Origin of the sequence: Pseudomonas alvandae (assembly GCF_019141525.1) — a bacterium.
Classification (GTDB): domain Bacteria; phylum Pseudomonadota; class Gammaproteobacteria; order Pseudomonadales; family Pseudomonadaceae; genus Aquipseudomonas; species Aquipseudomonas alvandae.
In genome coordinates this window covers 50,154-70,069 of sequence record NZ_CP077080.1, presented here as the reverse complement: position 1 = coordinate 70,069, position 19,916 = coordinate 50,154, and the positions used below count along the sequence as shown (strand labels likewise).

The following is a 19,916-nucleotide window of genomic DNA, read 5'->3' as shown; positions in this document are numbered from 1 at the left end:
GGCTGATCGACCGCCTTCGCGAGCGAGCCCGCTCCCACACAGGAGCGAGCCCTTTCCAACAGAACCTCTGTTTATGCGCCCTTGGCCGAAGGCAGTTTCGATACCAGGCGCAGCGACACGGTCAGCCCTTCGAGCTGGTAGTGCGGGCGCAGGTAGAACTTGGAGTTGTAGTACCCCGGGTTGCCTTCGACTTCTTCGACGATCACTTCGGCGGCAGCCAGTGGGTGCTGGGCCTTGGTGGTCTCGGTGGAGTGCGCCGGATCACCGTCGACGTAGTTGAGGATCCAGTCCTGCAACCAGCGCTGCATCTCGTCCTTCTCTTTGAAGGAACCGATCTTGTCGCGCACGATGCACTTCAGGTAATGGGCGAAACGGCAGGTGGCGAACAGGTACGGCAGGCGCGCGGCCAGGTTGGCGTTGGCGGTGGCGTCCGGGTCGTCGTATTCGGCCGGTTTCTGCAGCGACTGGGCGCCGATGAACGCGGCGAAGTCGGTGTTTTTCTTGTGCAGCAGCGGCATGAAACCGTTCTTCGCCAGTTCCGCTTCACGGCGGTCCGAAATGGCGATCTCGGTCGGGCACTTCATGTCCACGCCACCGTCGTCGGTCGGGAACGTGTGGGCCGGCAGGTTTTCCACTTCACCGCCCGACTCCACGCCACGGATGCGCGAGCACCAGCCGAAGTGTTTGAAGGAACGGTTGATGTTCACCGCCATCGCGTACGCAGCGTTGGCCCAGGTGTACTTGGAGCTGTCGGCGCCGTCGGTATTTTCTTCGAAGGCGAAGGCTTCCACCGGGTCGGTCTTGGCGCCGTACGGCAGGCGCGCCAGGAAGCGCGGCATGGTCAGGCCGATGTAGCGCGAGTCTTCCGATTCACGCAGCGAACGCCAGCCGGCGTATTCCGGAGTGGTGAAGATCTTGGTCAGGTCGCGAGGGTTCGACAGTTCCTGCCAGGAACCCATGCCCATCACGGTGGGCGAAGCAGCGGCAATGAACGGTGCGTGCATCGCGGCGCAGACTTTCGACAGTTCGCCCAGCAGTTCCACGTCCGGTGGCGACTGGTCGAAGTAGTAGTCACCCACCAGGCAGCCGTAAGGCTCGCCGCCGAACTGGCCGTATTCTTCTTCGTACATCTTCTTGAAGATCGGGCTCTGGTCCCACGCGGTGCCCTTGAATTTCTTCAGGGTCTTGTGCAGGTCAGGCTTGGAGATGTTGAGCACGCGGATCTTGAGCTGCTCATCGGTCTCGGTGTTGTTGACCAGGTAGTGCAGGCCACGCCAGGCGCTTTCCAACTGCTGGAAATCCGGGTGATGGATGACCTGGTTGACCTGGGCGGTGAGCTTGGCGTCGATGGCGGCGATGATCGACTCGATCGACTTGATGGCATCGTTGGACACCAGGTCGGTCTGCGCCAGGGCCTGTTCGGCCAAGGTGCGCACGGCGGTCTCGACGGCTTCGCGGGCGCGTTCGGTCTTGGGTTTGAATTCTTGCAGCAACAGCGAGGCGAACTCGCTGGTTTCTTCGGTGGCGCCCAGGTTCTGGGGCTGATTGTCGCGTACCAAATCGTTCATGATCGTTAGTCCTTAAGCCTTGGGCTCTGCGTCGGCGGGCTTCGGCGCGCTCGCCAGGGCCTGCAACAGCGCTGGGTCCTTGATCGCCTTCATGATGATTTCCTCGGCGCCGGTCTTGCCGTCCATGTAGGTCAGCAGGTTGGCCAACTGAGTGCGCGCTTCGAGCAGCTTGTTCAGCGAATCGACCTTGCGCGCCACGGCTGCCGGGCTGAAGTCGTCCATGCTTTCGAAGGTCAGGTCCAGGCTCAGGTTGCCTTCGCCGGTCAGTTCGTTAGGCACATGGAACGCCACGCGCGGCTGCATGGCCTTGAGGCGCGAGTCGAAATTGTCGACATCGATCTCGAGGAACTTGCGATCGGCCACCGGTGCCAGAGGCTCGGCGGGCTTGCCGGCGAGGTCGGCCATGACGCCCATGACGAAGGGCAACTGGACCTTTTTCTCGGCGCCGTAGAGCTCGACGTCGTACTCGATCTGCACTCGAGGCGCGCGGTTGCGCGCGATGAATTTCTGAGAACTTTGCTTCGCCACGTTGCTGCTCCTGGTCGCTTGAGCGACGGTGTTGGCGTCATCGGGGGTACCTATGACGTGACTGCGTGATCCGCTCGCTTTTTATTCGCTTTCCGGGCCGCGCAGGTTTTCAAATTGACTCATGCCGTCGGGAATCAGATTGCGCACGATCGCCGCAAAGTCGGCGTGCACCAGATTCTTCGCCCGGTTCAACAGCACCGGCAGCGGGCTGGAGGGCTCGTGGCGGGTGTAGTACGCCAGGATCCGGTCCAGGCTGCGCAGCACGTCGTCACGGTTGTTGATTTCCCCCGGGACGGTACTGCCGCGCGGCGCGCTCGGTGCGCTGGGGTGTTCAGCCGGCGCGGTGTGGTCGGGTTGGACGGGATCGGCGAGGTCGCTGTCGCCGCTCTGTGGGGCGAACTGACCGAGAATCTGCAGGGCCATCTTCAGCGGTTGTTTCAACGGGCCGAGGTCCACGCCCTGGGCGGAACCGACCTGGTCGCTGACTTGCTGTTCGATGGTTTCGGCGGCGCTGCGGGCTTCCAGCAGGGCGGCACGGATGGTTTCCAACTGCTCGGGATCGCTGTCGAGCAGGGCCCCGGCAAGCTGTTCGGCACCGAGGCTTTCATCGGCAAAACTCTGCAAGCCGCTGGCATTGGCGGCGGCGCGCAGGCTGACGGCACCGAATGTCCGTGAGCGGGCCAGGATGCTTTCACGCAGCAAGCGAATGGTGACGTCCGAGGTCAGGCCGGCGAGGGCGTTGATGCGCACGGTGGGGTCGTTGTCGTCGTCGGCATCGAGGCGCGGATGCAGTTCTGCCCAGTATTGCTTGAGCAGCTCGCTGATCAGCGTCAATACGCGGGCGAGGCCGGGAATGCCTTCCAGGGCCAGGGAGCTTTGCAACAGGAAATGGGTGATGCGCAGGTCTTTGCTGCGTTGCAGCAGGTCCAGGCTCTGTTGCTGGATGCTGCGCCACTCGGGAGGTTCGGCAGGCAGGATCGAATCGCCCATGCTGCGCTCGGGTTGGCCCCGAGAGTCGCGTTCCAGGCGCAAGAAATCCGCGTCATATTCCAGGTCTTCACCGCAAGGCGAATTCGCGGAAACGGCGGCGAGCAACAAAGGCACATCCACTTGGATCGATCTCCCTATCACCCGCTGAAGAAGTCGGGCAGTGCACACGCAAGTTTCGGATGAAACTCCACATGTTCCTTGATGATAATGGCGCTATAAGTGCGAGATGATCTTAAAGTGCCATCATGTATATTCAAGAAGTTGTGCATTTTTGGTGTAGTACTTATCCGTTGTCAAGGTAAGCTATTTCGCCGATGTGACAGTTGTGAGGTGCTTAACAACCCGCGCGACCCATGGGTCGAAGCGCGCACCGATGCAGGGTTTTTGTCATGCGGGCCGGTTAAGATCAGCAATCATGCTGGCAAAAAGCCGTTTCGGGTTGTTTGCAAGGTGTGTGGCGCATAGCCGGCGCCGCTCCCAATGTATCGTCGGCGACAAGAAGTATTCAGCAAGGAGGCGAGATGCCGCTGTGTTTGACTATCACTAGTTATCACAAGATTACCCCCGGACAGTGCTCTGAAAAGACCTTGGGCCAGGGAGTGATGGCAATTGGCCGCAATTCCGATAATGACTGGGTATTACCGGATCCGGAGCGCCTGGTCTCGGGCAAACATTGCGTTATCCAATATAAGGACGGGCGCTATTACTTGACCGATAACAGCACTAACGGTGTGGAATTGGTCAAGGCCGGTATTCGCTTGCGCAAAGGCAACAGCGAGCCGTTGCAGGACGGCGAAGTGATCCGCATCGGTGACTACGAGATCCAGGCGCGGGTGGACTTCGACCTGCCGATGACCGACAGCAACCCGTTCGCCGAAGCCCCCAGCAGTTTCGAAGCCTTGATGGGACGCCAGAGTGCCCCGGTACATACGCCTTCGCCAATGCCCGTGAGCACGCCGGCGCATTTCCAGGGTGTGTCGTCGATGGACACGCTGCCGGACCTGTTCGATTTTCTCGCGCCGACCAGCGTCCCGCCGGCCACCCAGCCGGACCACGTGCCGGCCGAGCAGCATGATTTCCGTCCGCCTACGCCGATTCCGCGCCCGAGCCCACCACCGGTGGCTGAGCCAGTGTTCGAGCCGGTGGCCGTGACGTCCGCCCCGGTCATCCCGGATGACTGGGACCCGTTCAGCGACAAGCCTGTGGCGGTGGCGCCGATGCCCGTCGCGCCGCTGCCTGAGCCGGTTTCCATGCCGGCGCTGCCGGTGCTTGAACCAGTACCCCCGCCGCCGATTCCTGTGGTTGAAGTTGTTGCGCCGATTGAATCCGCGCCACAGCAAGAAGCGCCGGTCAGCCGCGTCGAGCCGACAGCCACCCCGGCGCAAACCTCTCAACCGGACCTGCTGCAAGCCTTCCTGCGTGGCGCCGGGCTGGATCAGCTGCGCCTGGACAAGGCCAACGCCGAAGCCCAGATGGAAAGTATCGGTCGCAGCTATCGGTTGATGGTCGAAGGCCTGATCGATGTACTGCGCGCCCGCAGCAGCCTCAAGGGTGAATTCCGCATCCAGCAGACGATGATCCAGCCGGTGGAAAACAACCCGCTGAAGTTCGCCCCCAATGTCGACGAAGCGCTGCTGTTACTGCTGCGCCATGGCAACCAGGCGTTCATGGCGCCGGATGCGGCGGTGCGCGACAGCTTCGATGATCTGCGCGCCCACCAGCTGGCGGTGATGGCCGGTGTGGAAGCGGCGATCAAGCATTTGCTGGCGCGTTTCGAGCCGGCGCAACTGGAAGAGCGCATGGGCAAGCCCGGCGGGCTGTCGGGCATTTTCAGCGGCTCGCGACAGGCCCAGTACTGGCAGCAATTCACCGAGCTCTACAGCAACATTTCCCGGGAAGCCCAAGAGGATTTCCAGGACCTGTTCGGTCGCGAATTCAGCCGCGCCTACGAAGAACACAGCACACGACAGCGACGCCGTTGAGCGCCGCCGTCTTATAACAATACTGATCAAGTCAACAACGGATAGCTCAAACGTCATTGAGGACGCAGGATGATTCCCAGGTTTTTACTCGCAGTCGCCGCAGCGCTTCTGCTGACGGCGTGTGCCAAGGATGCGGCCCCACCCCAGCCCGAAGAAGCTGAGGCCGACACCGCCGCCATCGAGTTGCATTTCCATGCCATTGCCGGCCTCAACCCCGGCGCCACCGGACAGCCGGCCCCGGTCCGGGTGCGCATTTTCGAACTGAAAAATGCCGCGACCTTTGGCCGTTCGGATTATTTCGCCTTGGCCGAGCGAGCCCAGGCCACCCTCGGCGCCGACCTGATCGACCAGGACGAAGTGCTGATCCAGCCCGGCCAGCAATTGAGCCTGCAACGCGACCTCGACCCTTCAACGCGGCACATCGGAATCCTGGTGGGCTATCGCGAGCTGGACCAGTCGCTGTGGCGCACGGTGATGAACGTCCCGCCGCGCGAATACACCGAATACCAGATCAGCCTCGACGTGCGCGCCGTGCGCAGCGCCGTCGTCGTTACCCCATCCAGCCCTGCCCAATAAGCAATCGGAGCCCCCATGTCCTGGAACAATCGTGTGGTCTGGTCGGAAGGCATGTTCATTGGAACGCAGCACTTCCAGCAGCATGACCGTTACCTGGAAAACCTCATCGACGCACGCAGCCGCCCCTTGTCGGCCGGCGCCTGGGGTTTTTCCGAATTGCTGATCGACCAAGGCCTGCTGGCCCAGGGCAAGCTGGCGATCATTTCGGCGCGGGGCCTGTTGCCGGACGGCACGCCGTTCAACATTCCCCAGGATGACCTGGCGCCAACGCCGCTGAACGTCGATGACAACCTGCGCGATGGCCTGGTCTACCTGGCCTTGCCGCTCAAGCGCGCCGGCGCCCGAGACACCGTGGACGAGGGCGAAGATCTCGGTGCGGCGCGTTACGTGAGCCAGGTCTGCGAAGTGCGCGACGACAACGCGCCGTTCGAAAACCGCGCGCCGGTGGCCCTCGGCTCGCGGGCCCTGCGGTTGTTGACCGAGCAGGATGGCATTGGCGACTACGCCGCGATTGGCGTGGTGCGCATCAAGGAAAAACGTGCCGACCGTGCGTTGGTGCTCGACGATGCCTACATCCCGCCGCTGCTGGATGTCATCGCCTCCAAGCCATTGGCGGCGTTCCGCAGCGAACTGCTGGGCCTGCTCCATCAACGTGGCGAAGCCTTGGCGGGGCGGGTGGTGGCTTCCGGTGCCGGTGGCGCTTCGGAGATCGCCGATTTCATGCTGCTGCAACTGGTCAACCGCGCCCAGCCGCTGATCCAGCACCTGAGCCAGTTGAGCCCGCTGCATCCCGAGCGTTTCTACAGCGAACTGGTCAGCCTGGCCGGCGAGTTCTCCACCTTCACCGCCTCCGGCCGACGACCGCAGCAATATCCGCCTTACCAGCATGATGACCTGGCGCTCAGCTACGCGCCGGTGATGCAGGCCCTGCGCGAAGCCTTGTCGATGCTGATCGACAGCAAGGCCACGCCGATCCCGATTGTCGAGAAAGCCTACGGCATCCACGTGGCGATGCTGGCCGACAAGACCCTGCTCGACAGCGCCAGCTTCATTCTCGTGGTGCGCGCCGATGTGCCCGCCGAAACCCTGCGCGGCCGCTTCGGCCAGCAGAGCAAGGTCGGTTCGGTGGAGCACATCCGCGACCTGGTCAACCTGCAACTGCCGGGCATCGGCCTGCTGCCGTTGCCGGTGGCGCCACGGCAACTGCCGTACCACGCCGGTTCCACCTATTACGAATTGGACCGGGGCAGCGACCACTGGCAGCAACTCAGCAACTCCGGTGGCTTTGCGTTCCATATCGCCGGCCAGTTCCCAGGGTTGAACCTGGCGTTCTGGGCGATCCGAGGATAAACCGCGATGAGCAACGACGATCGTACCCAGTTCATGCCGACGCCCGGTGGCCGTGGCGCGGATCCGTTCCGTCCGGACCCGGCACGCCAGCAGCCGGCACCCGCGCCAGCGCCGTTGTCGATGCCGGCCGCGCCAGTCCTGACCGGCAAGGCCCAAGGCCTCAACCCGCTGGAAAGCGCCGCGGGTCCGTTGCTGGCCCTGCTGACGCGCCTGCGCAACACCATCGCCCACCCGGCGCCGGCCAGTTTGCGCGCGCAACTGTTGGCGTACCTGCGCCAGTTCGAAGAGCGCGCCGAGGCTGCCGGCGTGGTGCGCAACGACGTGTTGCTGGCCCGCTACGCCTTGTGCACCGCGCTCGATGAGGCGGTATTGAGCACGCCGTGGGGCGGCACCAGCGACTGGGGCAAGCAAAGCCTGTTGATCACCGTGCACAACGAGGCCTGGGGCGGCGAGAAGGTGTTCCAGCTGCTGGAGCATTGCCTGCAAAGCCCGCGCGAGCGCCTGTATTTGCTGGAGCTGCTGTACCTGTGCATGTGCCTCGGTTTTGAAGGCCGCTATCGGGTGATGAACGACGGGCGCAGCCAACTCGAAGCATTGCGCGAGCGCACCAGCGCGGTGATCCGCAGCGCCCGTGGCGACTATGAACGCGAGCTGTCGCCGCACTGGCGCGGCGTCACCGTGGCCCGCGATCGACTGGCGCAATTCATGCCGCCGTGGATTGCCGTGGCCATCGGCGTGGCCCTGCTGCTGGCGCTGCTGTTCGGCCTGCGCATGAAACTGGCCGCCGATGCCGAGCCGGTGTTCAAGAACATCCATTTCCTCGGTGAAATCCCGGTGCAGACCATTGACCGTCCGGTGGTGCAGCCGAAAGTGATCGAGCGCCCACGCCTGGCCGGTTTCCTCGCCGATGAAATCCGCTCCGGCAAGGTCGCCGTGGAAGACGCCGTCGATCGCTCGGTGGTGACCATCCGTGGCGACGAGTTGTTCGCCTCCGGCAGCGCGAGCATCAAGGACGATTTCCAACCGCTGATGCTGCGCATCGCTGACGCCGTGCGCAAGGTCAAGGGCCAGGTGCTGGTGACCGGCCACAGCGACAATCGTCCGATCGCCACGTTGAGGTTCCCGTCCAACTGGGCCTTGTCCGAAGCACGGGCGCGGTCGGTGCTGGACATTCTTTCGGCCAAGACCGGCCAACCCGAGCGCTTCAGCGCCGAGGGCCGCAGCGACACCGAACCGTTGGCGTCCAACGCCACGACCGAGGGACGTGCGCGCAATCGTCGGGTTGAAATCACAGTGTTGGCGGAGGGGGTCGAGTGAAGGCGTTTTTCAGTTTCATGATCCGCTGGGTCATTCCATTGCTGGGGCTGATTGCCCTGAGCCTGATCATCTGGTTCGTTGGCCCGCTGCTCGATTGGCTGGTGCCAGAAGGGCGGCGCTGGACGTTGATCATCCTGGTGTTCGCGGTGTGGATCGCCTACCGGGTGTTCCGCATTATCCAGGCCCGCCGCCAGGCCGCGGAAGTGATGCGCAGCCTGGCCGCGCAGACCCCGCCCGACCCGACCAGCATCGCCACCGCCGAAGAACTCGAGACCCTGCGCCAGCGCATGGACGAAGCCTTGGCCTTGCTCAAGAAAGCCAAGCTCGGCGGCGACGAGCGTCGCAACCTCTACGAACTGCCGTGGTACGTGATCATCGGCCCGCCGGGCTCGGGCAAGACCACTGCGCTGGTCAACTCCGGCCTGCATTTCCCGTTGGCCGCGCAACTCGGTGCCGGTGCCGTGCGCGGTGTCGGCGGCACGCGCAACTGCGACTGGTGGTTCACCGACCAGGCGGTGCTGCTCGACACCGCTGGCCGCTACACCACTCAAGACAGCGACGCGACCGTCGACAAGGCGGCGTGGCTGGGTTTCCTTGGCCTGTTGAAGAAGCAACGGGCGCGTCGGCCGATCGATGGCGCGTTCATCGCCATCAGCCTTTCGGACCTGCTGTTGGGCAGCGACGCCGAACGCGCCGCCCACGCCGCAGCGATTCGCCTGCGGATCCAGGAGTTGTACACCCAGCTAGGCGTGCGTTTCCCGGTCTACCTGATGCTGACCAAGCTCGACTTGGTGCCGGGCTTCATGGAGTACTTCGACAGCCTGAGCAAGGAAGAGCGCGCCCAGGTCTGGGGCATGACCTTCGCCCTGGACGACGGCAAGAGCAACGACAGCCCGTTGGCGCACCTGCAAAGTGAATTCACCTTGCTGGAGCAGCGTCTCAATGACCGCTTGGTCGAACGCCTGCAACAAGAACGCGACCCGGCGCGGCGCGACCTGATCTACGGCTTCCCGCAGCAGTTCGGGGCGTTGAAGGACTGCCTGCAAAGCTTCCTCGACGGCGTGTTCAAACCCAACGCCTTTGAAGAGCGGGTGTTGCTGCGCGGTGTGTATTTCACCAGCGGCACCCAGGAAGGCAGCCCGATCGATCGCCTGATCGGCTCCATGGCCCAGAGCATGAACCTGGACCGCCAGCACCTGGCGCGCCAGACCGGCACCGGGCGCAGTTACTTCATCGAAAAACTCTTCAGCGCCGTGGCGTTTGCCGAGCGCGGACTGGTGGGTGTCGATCCGAAGGTCGAGCGTCGACGCAAATGGATCGCCCGTGGTGTGCTCGCGTCCACCGTCGTGCTGGTGTTGGTGGTCAGCACGTTGTGGTGGGTCAGCTACCGCGCCAACCAGGCCTACATCGCCCAGGTCGATCAGAAAGTCGCGCCGCTGGGCCAGACCGTGCAAAACCTCAGCCCGGCCCAGCGCGACGTCCTCGCGGTTCTACCGCTGCTCAATTCCGTCAAGCATTTGGCCGACGATGCGCCCGACTGGGCCGAGGGCCTGGGCCTGTATCAGGGCGACATGCTCGAAGCGGAGTCCGGCAGCGTCTATCGCAAGCTGTTGATCGCGGTGTTCGCGCCACGCCTGCTGACGCGCATCGAAGAGCAACTGCACAGCGGCGGCAATTCGGACTTCCTCTACGAAGGCTTGAAGGCTTACCTGATGCTCGCTGATAACGAGCATTACGACGCCGACTTCATCAAGGCCTGGATCGCCCTGGATTGGGACCGCACCCTGCCACGGGATTTGCCGGCCGAGCAGCGCCAGGCCCTGACCGGGCATTTGCAGGCGCTGTTCGAGCGGCGTCCGCCGACCGCGCGCCTCGACCCGCGCCTGATCGAAGACCTGCGCCGCCAGTTGCAACAACTGCCGGTGGCCCAGCGCGTCTACGACCGCATCAAGCGCCAGAAGCTGCCCGAAGGCATCCCGGACTTTCGCATCAACGAAGCCGCCGGGCGTGACGCCGCGTTGGTGTTCAGCCGCAAGAGTGGCAAGCCATTGGGCGAACCGTTGAGCGGCTTCTTCACCGTCAAGGGCTACCGCCAGGGCTTCTTGCTCAGCAGCCTGAGCCAGACCGGCACCCTGGCCGAAGAGCAATGGGTGCTGGGCCACGAAGAGGCCGACCAGCAGAACGTCGCCAGCCTGGCCGCCGACGTGCGGCGCCTGTATTTCCAGGACTACATGCGCCAATGGGACGCCTTGCTGGCCGACATCGACTTTGTGCCGATCACCAGCGTGGCCCAGGCCGCCGACGTGCTGCGGGTGATTTCCGGCCCGACCTCGCCGTTGAAAAAGCTGCTGGTGGCGGTGGCGAAGGAAACCGACCTGCAACAGGATGAACGCCTGCTGGCCGCCCAAGGCGCGCCGGTGGAAGGTGGCGTGGACAAGCTCAAGGAGCGCCTGGGCAGCTTGCTCGGCCAGGAACAGGCGACGTCAAACGCGCCGGCGACCAGCGATGATCCGATCACCGCGCATTTCGCCGAGCTCAACAGCATCGTCAACAAGAACGAAGGCGAACCCGCTGCGATCGACGGCCTGCTGTCCGACATGAACGCGCTGTACGTGCAGGTCAGCGCCATGGTCGGTGCCAGCGGCGATGCCTTGCTTGGCGAGGCCAAGAACCAGGCGTCGGCCGCCGCGACCCGCGTCAGCCTCAATGCCGAACGCCAGCCGCCGCTGGTGCAGGGCCTGGTCAAGTCGGTGGTCAACTCCACCACCAACACCATGATGGGCGGGGTACGCAATCAACTGAACGCCGCCTGGACCAGCGAAGTGGTGAACATCTATCGCCAGTCCCTGGCCGGGCGTTATCCGATGTCGCCGGGCAGCGCGCGGGACGCGACCCTGGATGACTTCGGCCAGTTCTTCGGCGTCGGCGGGGTGATGGACAACTACTTCCGCAAGTACCTGCAACCGTACGTGGACACCTCGACACAGACTTGGCGCTGGCAGCCGGGCGCGGCGCAGAAGCTCGGGATCTCCCCGGGTGTGCTGCAGACCTTCCAGCGCGCGGCGACCATCCGCGATGCGTTCTTCCGTTCCGGCGGCACGCAGCCGATGGTGCGCTTCGAGCTCAAGCCGGTGGCGATGGATTCGACCATCACCCAATTCCTCCTCGACCTCGACGGCCAGCAGTTGAGTTACGACCACGGCCCGAGCCGCCCGACCGCCATGCAGTGGCCGAACCCGGGCAGCATTGGCGTAGTGCGGATCTCGATCATGCCACCGTCGTCCAGCGGTCGTTCCGGCATCACACTGGACGGGCCGTGGGCCTGGTTCCGCCTGCTGGAGCAATCGGACCTGACCGCCGGCAACTCGCCGGATCGCTTCAACCTGCGGCTGCGGGTCGATGGCGCCAGCGCCTCTTACGAGTTGCGCGCCAACAGTGCGTTCAACCCGTTCAAGAGCCGAGTGCTCAGCGGTTTCAGCCTGCCGGAGCGTCTATGAGTACGCCGGGCTTCTATGGAAAGTTGGCCAGTCGCGGGGACTTCGTCAGTCGCGGCTTGCCCCAGAGCTTTATCGGGCCGTGGGACTCCTGGCTGGCGGCGGGTTTGCTCGCCAGCCAGACCAGCCTCGGCGAGCGTTGGCTGGACGCCTATCTGGTCAGCCCGCTGTGGCGCTTCATGGTCGCGCCCGGCGTGTGCGGGCCGGACGCTGCCGTTGGCGTAGTGATGCCGAGCATCGACCGGGTCGGGCGCTATTTTCCGCTGACCATCGCGGTATTGCTGGACCCGGATGCAGACCCGGCCTCGGTGGTCGGTGGCGCGGACGACTGGTTCGAGCGGGTCGAGAACCTGTTGCTGAGCACGTTGAGCGTCGAGGCCAGTTTCGAAGCGTTCAACGAACAGCTGGAAACCCTGGGCAGCCCGATGTACCTGCCACGCACCCCAAGCAGCCGTTTCGCCAGCCTGCATCGCTTCGATGCCACCGACCCGCAGCGACGCATGAGCGCCCTGGCCGAGTCGGCCTGCGAAGGCGCGAGCCTGTGGTGGGGCCAGGGTTCGGAGCGCATCGCGCCCGGTTTGATGCGCTGCCAGGGATTGCCGGCGGCGGCTGATTTTGCGCAATTTTTGCTCGGCCAAGAAGGTGTTGTGTAGATGCGTCCAAGTGCCGGAAAAGCAATCAAGTCTGCCAGCAAGAGCCACGTCGGCATGGTCCGCCAGGTCAACGAAGACGCCTGCCTGGACCTGCCGGAAAACGGCCTGTGGGTGGTGGCCGACGGCATGGGCGGGCACGCGGCGGGCGACTACGTCAGCAGCCTGATCGTCGATAGCCTGCGCAGCATCGCGGTAGGCCGTTCCCTGGATGAATACATCGCGGCGCTGCAAAGCGACCTGCTGCGGGTGAACGCCGCCGTGCGCGAAGAAACCGCCAACCGTGGCGTGACCATGATGGGCAGCACCGTGGTGGTGCTGGCCGCCCGCGACCTGCGCGGCATGTGCCTGTGGGCCGGCGACAGCCGCTTGTATCGCCTGCGCGACGGCGTGCTCGAAAGCATTTCCCGGGACCACAGCTATGTCCAGGACCTGCAAGACAGCGGCTTGCTCAGTGAAGCCGAAGCCCGCGTGCATCCGCGCGCCAACATCGTCACCCGCGCCATCGGCGTCGAGGCGCAACTGAACCTGGCGATGACTGAGCTGCTGCTGGTGCCCGGCGACAGCTACCTGTTGTGCAGCGACGGCCTGACCAAGACCGTCGAGGACGAGGAAATCCGTGAAGTCTTGAGCCACGACGAGCCCGGCGAGATCGCCAGCAGCCTGGTGTCCCTGGGCCTGATGCGCGGCGCGCCGGACAACATCACCGTGGTCGTCGTGAAGGTGCCGTCATGAGCTTGACCCTGAACATTGTCATCCCCGGATACGACATCGACGGCGAGATCGGCGAAGGCGCGATGGCCAGCGTGTACTTGGCGACCCAGCGTTCGCTGGAACGCAAGGTGGCGCTGAAAGTCATGGCCGCTGCCCTGGCCGCCGACCCGACCTTCTGCGAGCGTTTCCTGCGCGAAGGCAAGACCCTGGCGCGCTTGTCGCACCCGCACACCGTCACCATCCATGACATCGGCAACGTCGGTGAGCTGTATTACATGGCGATGGAATACCTGCCCAACGGCACGCTCAAGGAACGCATCGCCGCGGGCCTGACGCCGGAGCAGGGCCTGACCTATATCCGCCAGATCGCCTCGGCCCTGGGTTACGCCCACGGCTTGGGGCTGGTCCACCGCGACGTGAAGCCGGCCAACATTCTCTTTCGCGCCGACGGCACGGCGGTGCTCTCGGACTTCGGCATCGCCAAGTCCCTGGACGATCGTACCCAGTTCACCCAGGCCGGTTTTGCCGTCGGCACACCGAGCTACATGAGCCCGGAACAGGCCCGTGGGCAAGACATCGATGGCCGCGCCGACCTATACGCCCTGGGCGTGGTGCTCTACGAAATCCTCGTCGGCAAGCTGCCCTACACCGGCAATGACGCGCTGTCGACGGCGCTGGCGCACCTGACCGAACCCTTGCCGGAACTGCCGGTGCATCACGGCCGTTACCAGGACGTGTTGCGCAAGCTGCTGGCGAAGGATCCGGCGGAGCGCTTCCCGGACGCGGCGGCGTTGCTGCGGGCGTTGGATAACTTGCCAGAGCAATCGTCGGAAGCGACGCTGATCCGGCCGTTGTCGTTTGAACTGCCTGTCGCGCCGCCTCCGGTGGATGACTTGGCGGGCTTGACGCCCATGTCCATCGACATTCCCAGCGGTCCGGCTTACTCGCAGCCACAACCCAAGCCCGTGCCGCCGCCGATCAAGCCAACACCACAATCCACGGTCTCGGAGCAACGCAAGGGGCCGGTATTCGCTCTGGCTGCCGTTGCGGTCGCCGTAGCGCTGGCGTTGGGCGGCGCGGGTTATTGGTGGTTGGCCGGCGGCGATGGCAAGGAAGTGAAGACGCCGGTGGCCAAGACAACATCGGTCAAGCCACCGGAGGTCGCCCCACCGAAAGCCCCCGAGGTACCTGCGGTCAAGCCTCCCGTCGCCCCTCCAGCCCAGCCGCCCGTGGCGACCGAGGCCGACGGCGGCCAGCGCCCGCTGCTGATGGCCGGCAAGAAAACCCTGTTCCAACGCGTGCTCAGCAAACCGGGGGCGAAACTCGCCGAAGCACCGGGTGCCGCGCCGGGCAAGGCTTTGCCGGCGTTTTCCGTGTTGTATGTCTACCAGCGCAAAGACGTGGATGGCAGCGGATGGGTGCGCGTCGGCGCGGCCACCGACGGGCGCAGCGACGGCTGGTTGCCCGCCGCCCAGGTCAGCGACTGGAAACAGAGCCTGGTGCTCAAGTTCACCGAGCGCTCCGGCCGTGCGCCGGTGATGTTCCTGCGCCAGCCCGGCGAGGTGGAGAAGCTGCTGGCCAATCCGTCGGCGGCCAAGAACGTGTTGCTCAAGGCCCAGCAGAGTCCCCAGGACGACCAGCAAGTGCTGGCCCTGGAACCGGCCGCCAGCGCCGTGCCGCAGAACCAGTTCTACCTCTTGCCGATCTTCGATTCCCGCGAGAGCTTCGACGACAACGGCCAGCCGGTGCAGTTGTTGAACGTGGCCTCCATCGACCCTGGCAATGCCCCGAAGGCGGCGTCCAATACGCCGATCACCACCGCCAATGCCGACGCGTTCCGTACCGCCGTGGTGTTGGTGGTGGACACCACCGTGTCCATGCAGCCCTACATCGACCAGGTCCGCGACGTGGTGCACCAGCTGCAGACCCGCATCGCCGAACGCGGCGAACTCGACAGCGTCAGTTTCGGCATGGTCGGTTTTCGCAGCAGCATCAAGAAAACCCCGGGCCTGGAGTACACCGCCAAGACCTTGATCACCCTGGAACAGGGCCGCGACCCGCAACGCTTCCTGGAGATGGCGCGGCAGGTCAAAGCCTCCACGGTGTCGAGCCACTCGTTCAACGAAGATGCATTTGCCGGTGTGATGGAAGCGGTGGAGGGCATGGACTGGTCCGGCTACGGCGGGCGCTTGATCCTGCTCGTCACCGATGCCGGTGCGCTGCGCAAGAACGACCCGTTTGCCGCCACACAAATGAACGAAGCCGAAGTGCGCCAGGCGGCGTTGGGCAAGCAGATCAAGATCTACGCCCTGCACCTGCTCAGCGACGCCGGCAAGAAAACCCATGCCGGCGCCCAGAGCCAATACCGCACGCTGACCGCCGACGCCAACCCGCAGATCGGCGACCTCTACATCCCGGTGCCGGGCGCCGACGTACGCAAGTTCGGCGAGCGCGTCGACGAGATCGGCTCGGTGTTCGCCGACCTCGTCCATCAAGTGCGCAGCAACAAGCCGCAAAGCGTGCCGCTGCTCAGCGCCGCGCCAAGCCTGACCGACAAATCGGCAGCGGTCGGCTACGCAATGCACATGGATTTCCTGGGGCGCAAATCCGCCAGCCAGGCGCCGCAACTGGTCAGCGCCTGGACCGCCGACCGTGACCTGACCAACCCGGCGCTGCCGGCATTCCAGGTCTGCGTGATGCTGACCAAGCTGCAACTCAACGATCTGCAACAGTCGCTGAAACTGATCGTCGACGCGGCGCGCAAGACCCAGAGTTCACCCAAGGACTTCTTCCAGGAAATCGCCAGCGCCAGCGCCTACATGAGCCGCGACCCGTCGGCCCTGCGCAAGGGTGGCAACCTCGCCACCGGCGGGATTCTCGGCGAGTACCTGGAAGGGCTGCCGTACCGCAGCAAATCGCTGAACATGACCCAGGACTTGTGGTTGTCGTTGAGCGTCGCCGAGCAGGAGGATTTCATCGACGAGCTGGAATCGAAGATCCGCCTCTACGAAACCTTCCACAACGACCTCGCCAATTGGGTGCGCTTCGGCGATGCCGAGCCGGGCGATGCGTTGTACCGCGTTCCGTTGTCGACGCTGCCGTGATGCTGAACCTGAGCGCGGTGCACAAAAGCCGGGGCGCCGGCGGCCATCGCTACAGCCTGGTGATACCCCGGCTGCAACTGCGCGCCGGTGAGCAACTGGCGGTGGTCGGCCCCAGCGGCTGCGGCAAGAGCACCTTGCTGGACTTGCTGGCGCTGGTGCTGGCGCCGGATCAGGCCGGACAGTTCGACTTCACGCCCGCCAATGCGCCGCTGGACATCGCCAAACTGTGGCGTGCGTCGCAACAAGGCACCTTGGCCGAGCTGCGAAGCCGTCACCTGGGCTATGTTCTGCAAACCGGTGGGCTGTTGGGCTTCCTGGACGTACGCGGCAACATCGAGTTGTCGCGCAAATTGCTGGGCTTGAAGGATGACGGCAGCGTGAAGCGCCTGGCCGGACAATTGGACATTGCCGATCAACTGGACAAGAAACCGGCGGACCTTTCCGTCGGCCAGCGCCAGCGGGTCAGTTGCGCCCGGGCGTTGGCCCATGGCCCGCGCCTGCTGCTGGCCGATGAGCCAACCGCCGCCCTCGACCCGCTGAACGCCGAGCGCGTCATGCAATTGCTGGTCACCCAGGCTCGTGAGCACGGCGTGTGCTGCGTGGTTGCCACCCATGACGAAGCGTTGGCCCGCGCCAGCGGCTTGCAGGTGCGTCGCATCAGCTGCCGTCGCGATGTCGACGGTGGCGTTACGGCCACGCTCGGGGAGGCTTGCTGATGCGCGGCGCGCTGGTGGCTTCCCTGGCCTGGCAGGATTACCGCAACGACGCCTGGCTGTCGGCGTGTTCGGTGCTGGCATTGGTGGCCGTGGTGGCGCCGTTGCTGGTGCTGTTCGGCCTGAAGTTCGGCCTGGTCAGCAGCCTGACCGAACGCCTGCAAAACGACCCGGCCACCCGGGAAATCATTCCCTTGGGCGGCGGCCGCTTCAGTGCCGGATTCGTTGAACAGTTGGCGCAGCGCAGTGATGTGGCGTTTGCCTTGCCGCGCACCCGACAGATCGCGGCCACGGCGGACCTGAGCAGCGAGGCTGCCGCCGTCACGGTCGAGATGATTCCCACTGCCGCTGGCGACCCTTTGTTCGATCACCTGCCGGTGCCACAAGGCTTGGATCAAGTGGTGCTCAGCCAGACTGCTGCTGAAAAGCTCGGCGCCAAGGCCGGTGATTGGTTGCAGGCCAGTTTCGGTCGGCAGGTGGCCGGTCGCAGCGAGGCGCAGCGCACGCGGGTTCAGGTGTTGAACGTGCTGCCGCTGGAAGCCTTTGCGAGGGACGGTTTGTTCGCACCGTTGGCCTTGCTCGAAGCCGCGGAAGATTACCGTGACGGTCGCGCCGTGCCCGCGTTCGGTTGGCCGGGCGATGCGGTGGGCGAGGCCGGGCAACGGGTCTATCCGGCGTTTCGCTTGTACGCGCGCAACTTGGGCGATGTCGAGCCGCTGCGCCAGTTCTTCGCCGGGCAGAACCTGTTGGTGTCGACCCAGGCCCAGACCATCGCACAAGTGCAATCGTTGAGCCGCAACCTGTCGATCGTGTTCTGGATCATCGCCGGGTTGGCGTTGGCCGGCGCCTTCGCGGCGATCTTTGCCGGTGCCCTGGCGGCGGTCGAACGCAAGCGCCGCGAGCTGTCGGTGCTGCGCCTGTTGGGGGTTTCCACCGCGGCACTGTTGTTGTTCGTGGTGTTGCAGGCGCTCTACAGCGCCACGTTTGCGGCCCTGCTGAGCGCTGGCCTGTATGGCCTGGCGCAGTCGGGCCTGAATCTTTTATTTGCGCAGATGCCCGGCGAGTACGCCAGCCATCTGCTGGTGCGTCATTACACCTTGGCCCTGGTGGCCGTGCTCGGCGTCAGCGCCGTCGCGGCGGCTTGCGGTGGTTGGCGGGTGGCGCGCATCCAGGCGTCTGAAGGAATTCGCGATGTATAAGTTATTGGGCGCCGCCGTGGCGCTGAGCCTGGCCAGTCTGGTCTGGGCGGATGAGGGCACGGACAAGCTGGACAATCCCAAGCCGTTGCCCGACGACGTCAGCCTGCCGCTGCCGTGTGAAGGGCAGATGGTGTTCCGCTACGTCTATATCCTCGCCCAAGGCACCCTGGACGACCGCGAGATCAGCCTCGGCTACCCGTTCAGCGAAGGCGAGGCGGGCTATCAACAGTCGTTCATTTCCGGCTACCGGCGCGACTTCATCAACGGCCAGTTCACCCTCAAGGACCTGCCCAAGGACTGGAACAAGACCATCACGCCGTTGATGCCCAAGACCGACGCCAAGACGCCGCTTAAGCCGATGCTGTACTTCATCGGCAAGTACGAAGTCACCGCTCGCCAGTACGCCCAGGTCATGGCGCAGGCGCAGTCGCTGGCCAGTGGCGAAGCGGCGCCGGCCTGCGAGGCGCTGTTGGCCGAGTTGCCCCAGGGCATGGCCGGGCGCTTGCCCAAGGTGAAGCTGTCGAAGTTCGAGGCCGAGCGCTTCTCGGCGGTGTACAGCGCCTGGCTGATGAAATATCACAAGGACCTGCTGCCAGTGAGCGGTCGCGGCACTTCCGCCGAAGACGGCGGCCTGGGCTTCGTGCGCCTGCCCACAGAAGTGGAGTGGGAATTCGCCGCCCGGGGTGGGCAAGCCGTCAGCCGTCAAGACTTGGAAGGCCGGCTGTTTCCACGACGCCTGGAAGGCAGTGAAAGCGACGGGCCGCTGGCCGATTGGGCGGTGTTCAACCAGGTCGCCGGCGGCACCGGCCAGGCTGCGCGGCTGATGCCTATCGGCACCAAATTGCCGAACCCCATCGGCCTGTTCGATGTGGTCGGCAACGCCGCCGAGATGGTCCAGGAATCGTTCCAGTTGGTGCACGCCGGTCGCCGCCAGGGCGCCTATGGCGGCTTCGTGGTCAAGGGCGGTAATTACCTGGAAGGCGAGGGCACGCTGTTCACCGGCATGCGCCGCGAGTACCCGTTATTTGCTGCCGACGGCACTGAGCAAAGCAACGAAACCACCGGTTTTCGGGTGGCCGTCGGCGCGTTGTCGGCGCCGCGTTCGCGCTACAAGGAATTGTTCGCCCAGTGGCAGAAGGAGGGCCGGCTTGCATCCTTGACCGATGCCATCGACGACGCCGACGACCCGACCAAGCGCCTGGACAGCATCATCTCCGCGAGCACCGATCCGCGCCTGCAAGCCGAGTTGGGCCTGGTCAACGAAGAGCTCAAGCGCAACGTCTCGCTCATCGCCCAGCAACGCGAAGAAGCGGCGGGCAACCTGATCCAGTCTTCGGCGCTGGTGGCCGAGACCATCAACAACTACAACATCCGCCTGACCAATCTGCAGAACAGTCGGCAGGCGGCCTTGGATGCCAAGGACGAGGCCAGCGCCACGCTGTTCGCCACGGCCATCGACAACGGCCGCAGTGCGCTGGACGGCGCGGTGGCGATCTACATCGACAACCTGGCAACCGGCACGCGCTACACCGATGCCGTGATCCAGGCGCAGTTCCAGCGCATCAAGGAAGAGCTTGAGCGCAAACCGGTACTGGGCAAGAGCCTGGTGGCGCGTGCAACGTTATTCGTTCGTCATGTCGGGGATTATCGTCAGCAGAAACGAGCCGACCCGGCGGCGATATTGAAGGAATTGCTCGCATCGAATGCTCAGCGGTCTTGAGTGTTCGTTGT

14 protein-coding genes are annotated in these 19,916 nt (G+C 64.4%); 11 read left to right on the top strand and 3 right to left on the bottom strand.

Going from position 1 to position 19,916, the window contains the following annotated elements; genetic code table 11:
* Window positions 1-71 precede the first annotated feature (71 nt).
* From tssC to tssA, 3 genes are all read right to left on the bottom strand, one after another.
* Window positions 72-1,568, bottom strand: coding sequence for a type VI secretion system contractile sheath large subunit (gene tssC, locus KSS97_RS00310; protein ID WP_030138240.1), 1,497 nt, complete (start codon window positions 1,566-1,568; stop codon window positions 72-74).
* A gap of 12 nt (window positions 1,569-1,580) precedes the next feature.
* Window positions 1,581-2,096, bottom strand: a complete 516-nt coding sequence (gene tssB, locus KSS97_RS00305) for a type VI secretion system contractile sheath small subunit (RefSeq protein ID WP_025216163.1) — start codon at window positions 2,094-2,096, stop codon at window positions 1,581-1,583.
* An 81-nt stretch (window positions 2,097-2,177) separates the two neighbouring features.
* A complete protein-coding gene (gene tssA, locus KSS97_RS00300) occupies window positions 2,178-3,206 on the bottom strand; it encodes a type VI secretion system protein TssA (RefSeq protein ID WP_217860640.1) in 1,029 nt (342 codons plus the stop codon).
* A gap of 401 nt (window positions 3,207-3,607) precedes the next feature.
* Between tssA and tagH the strand changes: the two genes are divergently transcribed.
* The 11 genes from tagH (at window position 3,608) to KSS97_RS00245 (ending at window position 19,905) form a co-directional block, all read left to right on the top strand.
* Complete coding sequence (gene tagH / locus KSS97_RS00295) at window positions 3,608-5,068, top strand: type VI secretion system-associated FHA domain protein TagH (protein ID WP_030138242.1); 1,461 nt, start codon at window positions 3,608-3,610, stop codon at window positions 5,066-5,068.
* Window positions 5,069-5,137: 69 nt separating this feature from the next.
* Complete coding sequence (tssJ, locus tag KSS97_RS00290) at window positions 5,138-5,644, top strand: type VI secretion system lipoprotein TssJ (protein WP_030138243.1); 507 nt, start codon at window positions 5,138-5,140, stop codon at window positions 5,642-5,644.
* A gap of 15 nt (window positions 5,645-5,659) precedes the next feature.
* Window positions 5,660-6,994, top strand: coding sequence for a type VI secretion system baseplate subunit TssK (gene tssK, locus KSS97_RS00285; RefSeq protein WP_003206916.1), 1,335 nt, complete (start codon window positions 5,660-5,662; stop codon window positions 6,992-6,994).
* Between the two features lie 6 nt (window positions 6,995-7,000).
* Entirely contained in the window at window positions 7,001-8,311 is a 1,311-nt protein-coding gene (locus tag KSS97_RS00280; RefSeq protein WP_030138245.1) for a DotU family type VI secretion system protein, read from the top strand.
* On the top strand, window positions 8,308-11,808 hold the full coding sequence (gene tssM / locus KSS97_RS00275) for a type VI secretion system membrane subunit TssM (protein ID WP_217860639.1): 3,501 nt from the start codon (window positions 8,308-8,310) through the stop codon (window positions 11,806-11,808). The genes KSS97_RS00280 and tssM overlap by 4 nt, the downstream gene beginning before the upstream one ends.
* Window positions 11,805-12,458 carry a type VI secretion system-associated protein TagF gene (gene tagF, locus KSS97_RS00270; RefSeq protein WP_217860637.1) on the top strand — a complete coding sequence of 218 codons (654 nt, stop codon included), beginning with the start codon at window positions 11,805-11,807 and terminating at the stop codon, window positions 12,456-12,458. Before tssM ends, tagF begins: the two co-directional genes overlap by 4 nt.
* Entirely contained in the window at window positions 12,459-13,190 is a 732-nt protein-coding gene (locus KSS97_RS00265) for a PP2C family protein-serine/threonine phosphatase (RefSeq protein ID WP_030138248.1), read from the top strand. It begins immediately after the preceding gene.
* Window positions 13,187-16,273: a serine/threonine-protein kinase gene (locus KSS97_RS00260; protein ID WP_303651297.1), complete on the top strand. Its 3,087-nt coding sequence runs from the start codon at window positions 13,187-13,189 to the stop codon at window positions 16,271-16,273. The genes KSS97_RS00265 and KSS97_RS00260 overlap by 4 nt, the downstream gene beginning before the upstream one ends.
* Entirely contained in the window at window positions 16,273-16,989 is a 717-nt protein-coding gene (locus KSS97_RS00255) for an ABC transporter ATP-binding protein (protein ID WP_217860635.1), read from the top strand. Before KSS97_RS00260 ends, KSS97_RS00255 begins: the two co-directional genes overlap by 1 nt.
* Window positions 16,989-18,185 carry an ABC transporter permease gene (locus KSS97_RS00250; protein WP_217860634.1) on the top strand — a complete coding sequence of 399 codons (1,197 nt, stop codon included), beginning with the start codon at window positions 16,989-16,991 and terminating at the stop codon, window positions 18,183-18,185. Before KSS97_RS00255 ends, KSS97_RS00250 begins: the two co-directional genes overlap by 1 nt.
* Window positions 18,178-19,905 carry a formylglycine-generating enzyme family protein gene (locus KSS97_RS00245; protein WP_437127910.1) on the top strand — a complete coding sequence of 576 codons (1,728 nt, stop codon included), beginning with the start codon at window positions 18,178-18,180 and terminating at the stop codon, window positions 19,903-19,905. The genes KSS97_RS00250 and KSS97_RS00245 overlap by 8 nt, the downstream gene beginning before the upstream one ends.
* Window positions 19,906-19,916: the final 11 nt, after the last annotated feature.

Coding starts and splice junctions, on each gene's coding strand:
- tssC (WP_030138240.1), bottom strand. CDS start 1,568: ATGAACGATTTGGTACGCGACAATCAGCCCCAGAACCTGGGCGCCACC.
- tagH (WP_030138242.1), top strand. CDS start 3,608: ATGCCGCTGTGTTTGACTATCACTAGTTATCACAAGATTACCCCCGGA.
- tssJ (WP_030138243.1), top strand. CDS start 5,138: ATGATTCCCAGGTTTTTACTCGCAGTCGCCGCAGCGCTTCTGCTGACG.
- tssK (WP_003206916.1), top strand. CDS start 5,660: ATGTCCTGGAACAATCGTGTGGTCTGGTCGGAAGGCATGTTCATTGGA.
- KSS97_RS00280 (WP_030138245.1), top strand. CDS start 7,001: ATGAGCAACGACGATCGTACCCAGTTCATGCCGACGCCCGGTGGCCGT.
- tagF (WP_217860637.1), top strand. CDS start 11,805: ATGAGTACGCCGGGCTTCTATGGAAAGTTGGCCAGTCGCGGGGACTTC.
- KSS97_RS00265 (WP_030138248.1), top strand. CDS start 12,459: ATGCGTCCAAGTGCCGGAAAAGCAATCAAGTCTGCCAGCAAGAGCCAC.
- KSS97_RS00260 (WP_303651297.1), top strand. CDS start 13,187: ATGAGCTTGACCCTGAACATTGTCATCCCCGGATACGACATCGACGGC.
- KSS97_RS00255 (WP_217860635.1), top strand. CDS start 16,273: ATGCTGAACCTGAGCGCGGTGCACAAAAGCCGGGGCGCCGGCGGCCAT.
- KSS97_RS00250 (WP_217860634.1), top strand. CDS start 16,989: ATGCGCGGCGCGCTGGTGGCTTCCCTGGCCTGGCAGGATTACCGCAAC.
- KSS97_RS00245 (WP_437127910.1), top strand. CDS start 18,178: ATGTATAAGTTATTGGGCGCCGCCGTGGCGCTGAGCCTGGCCAGTCTG.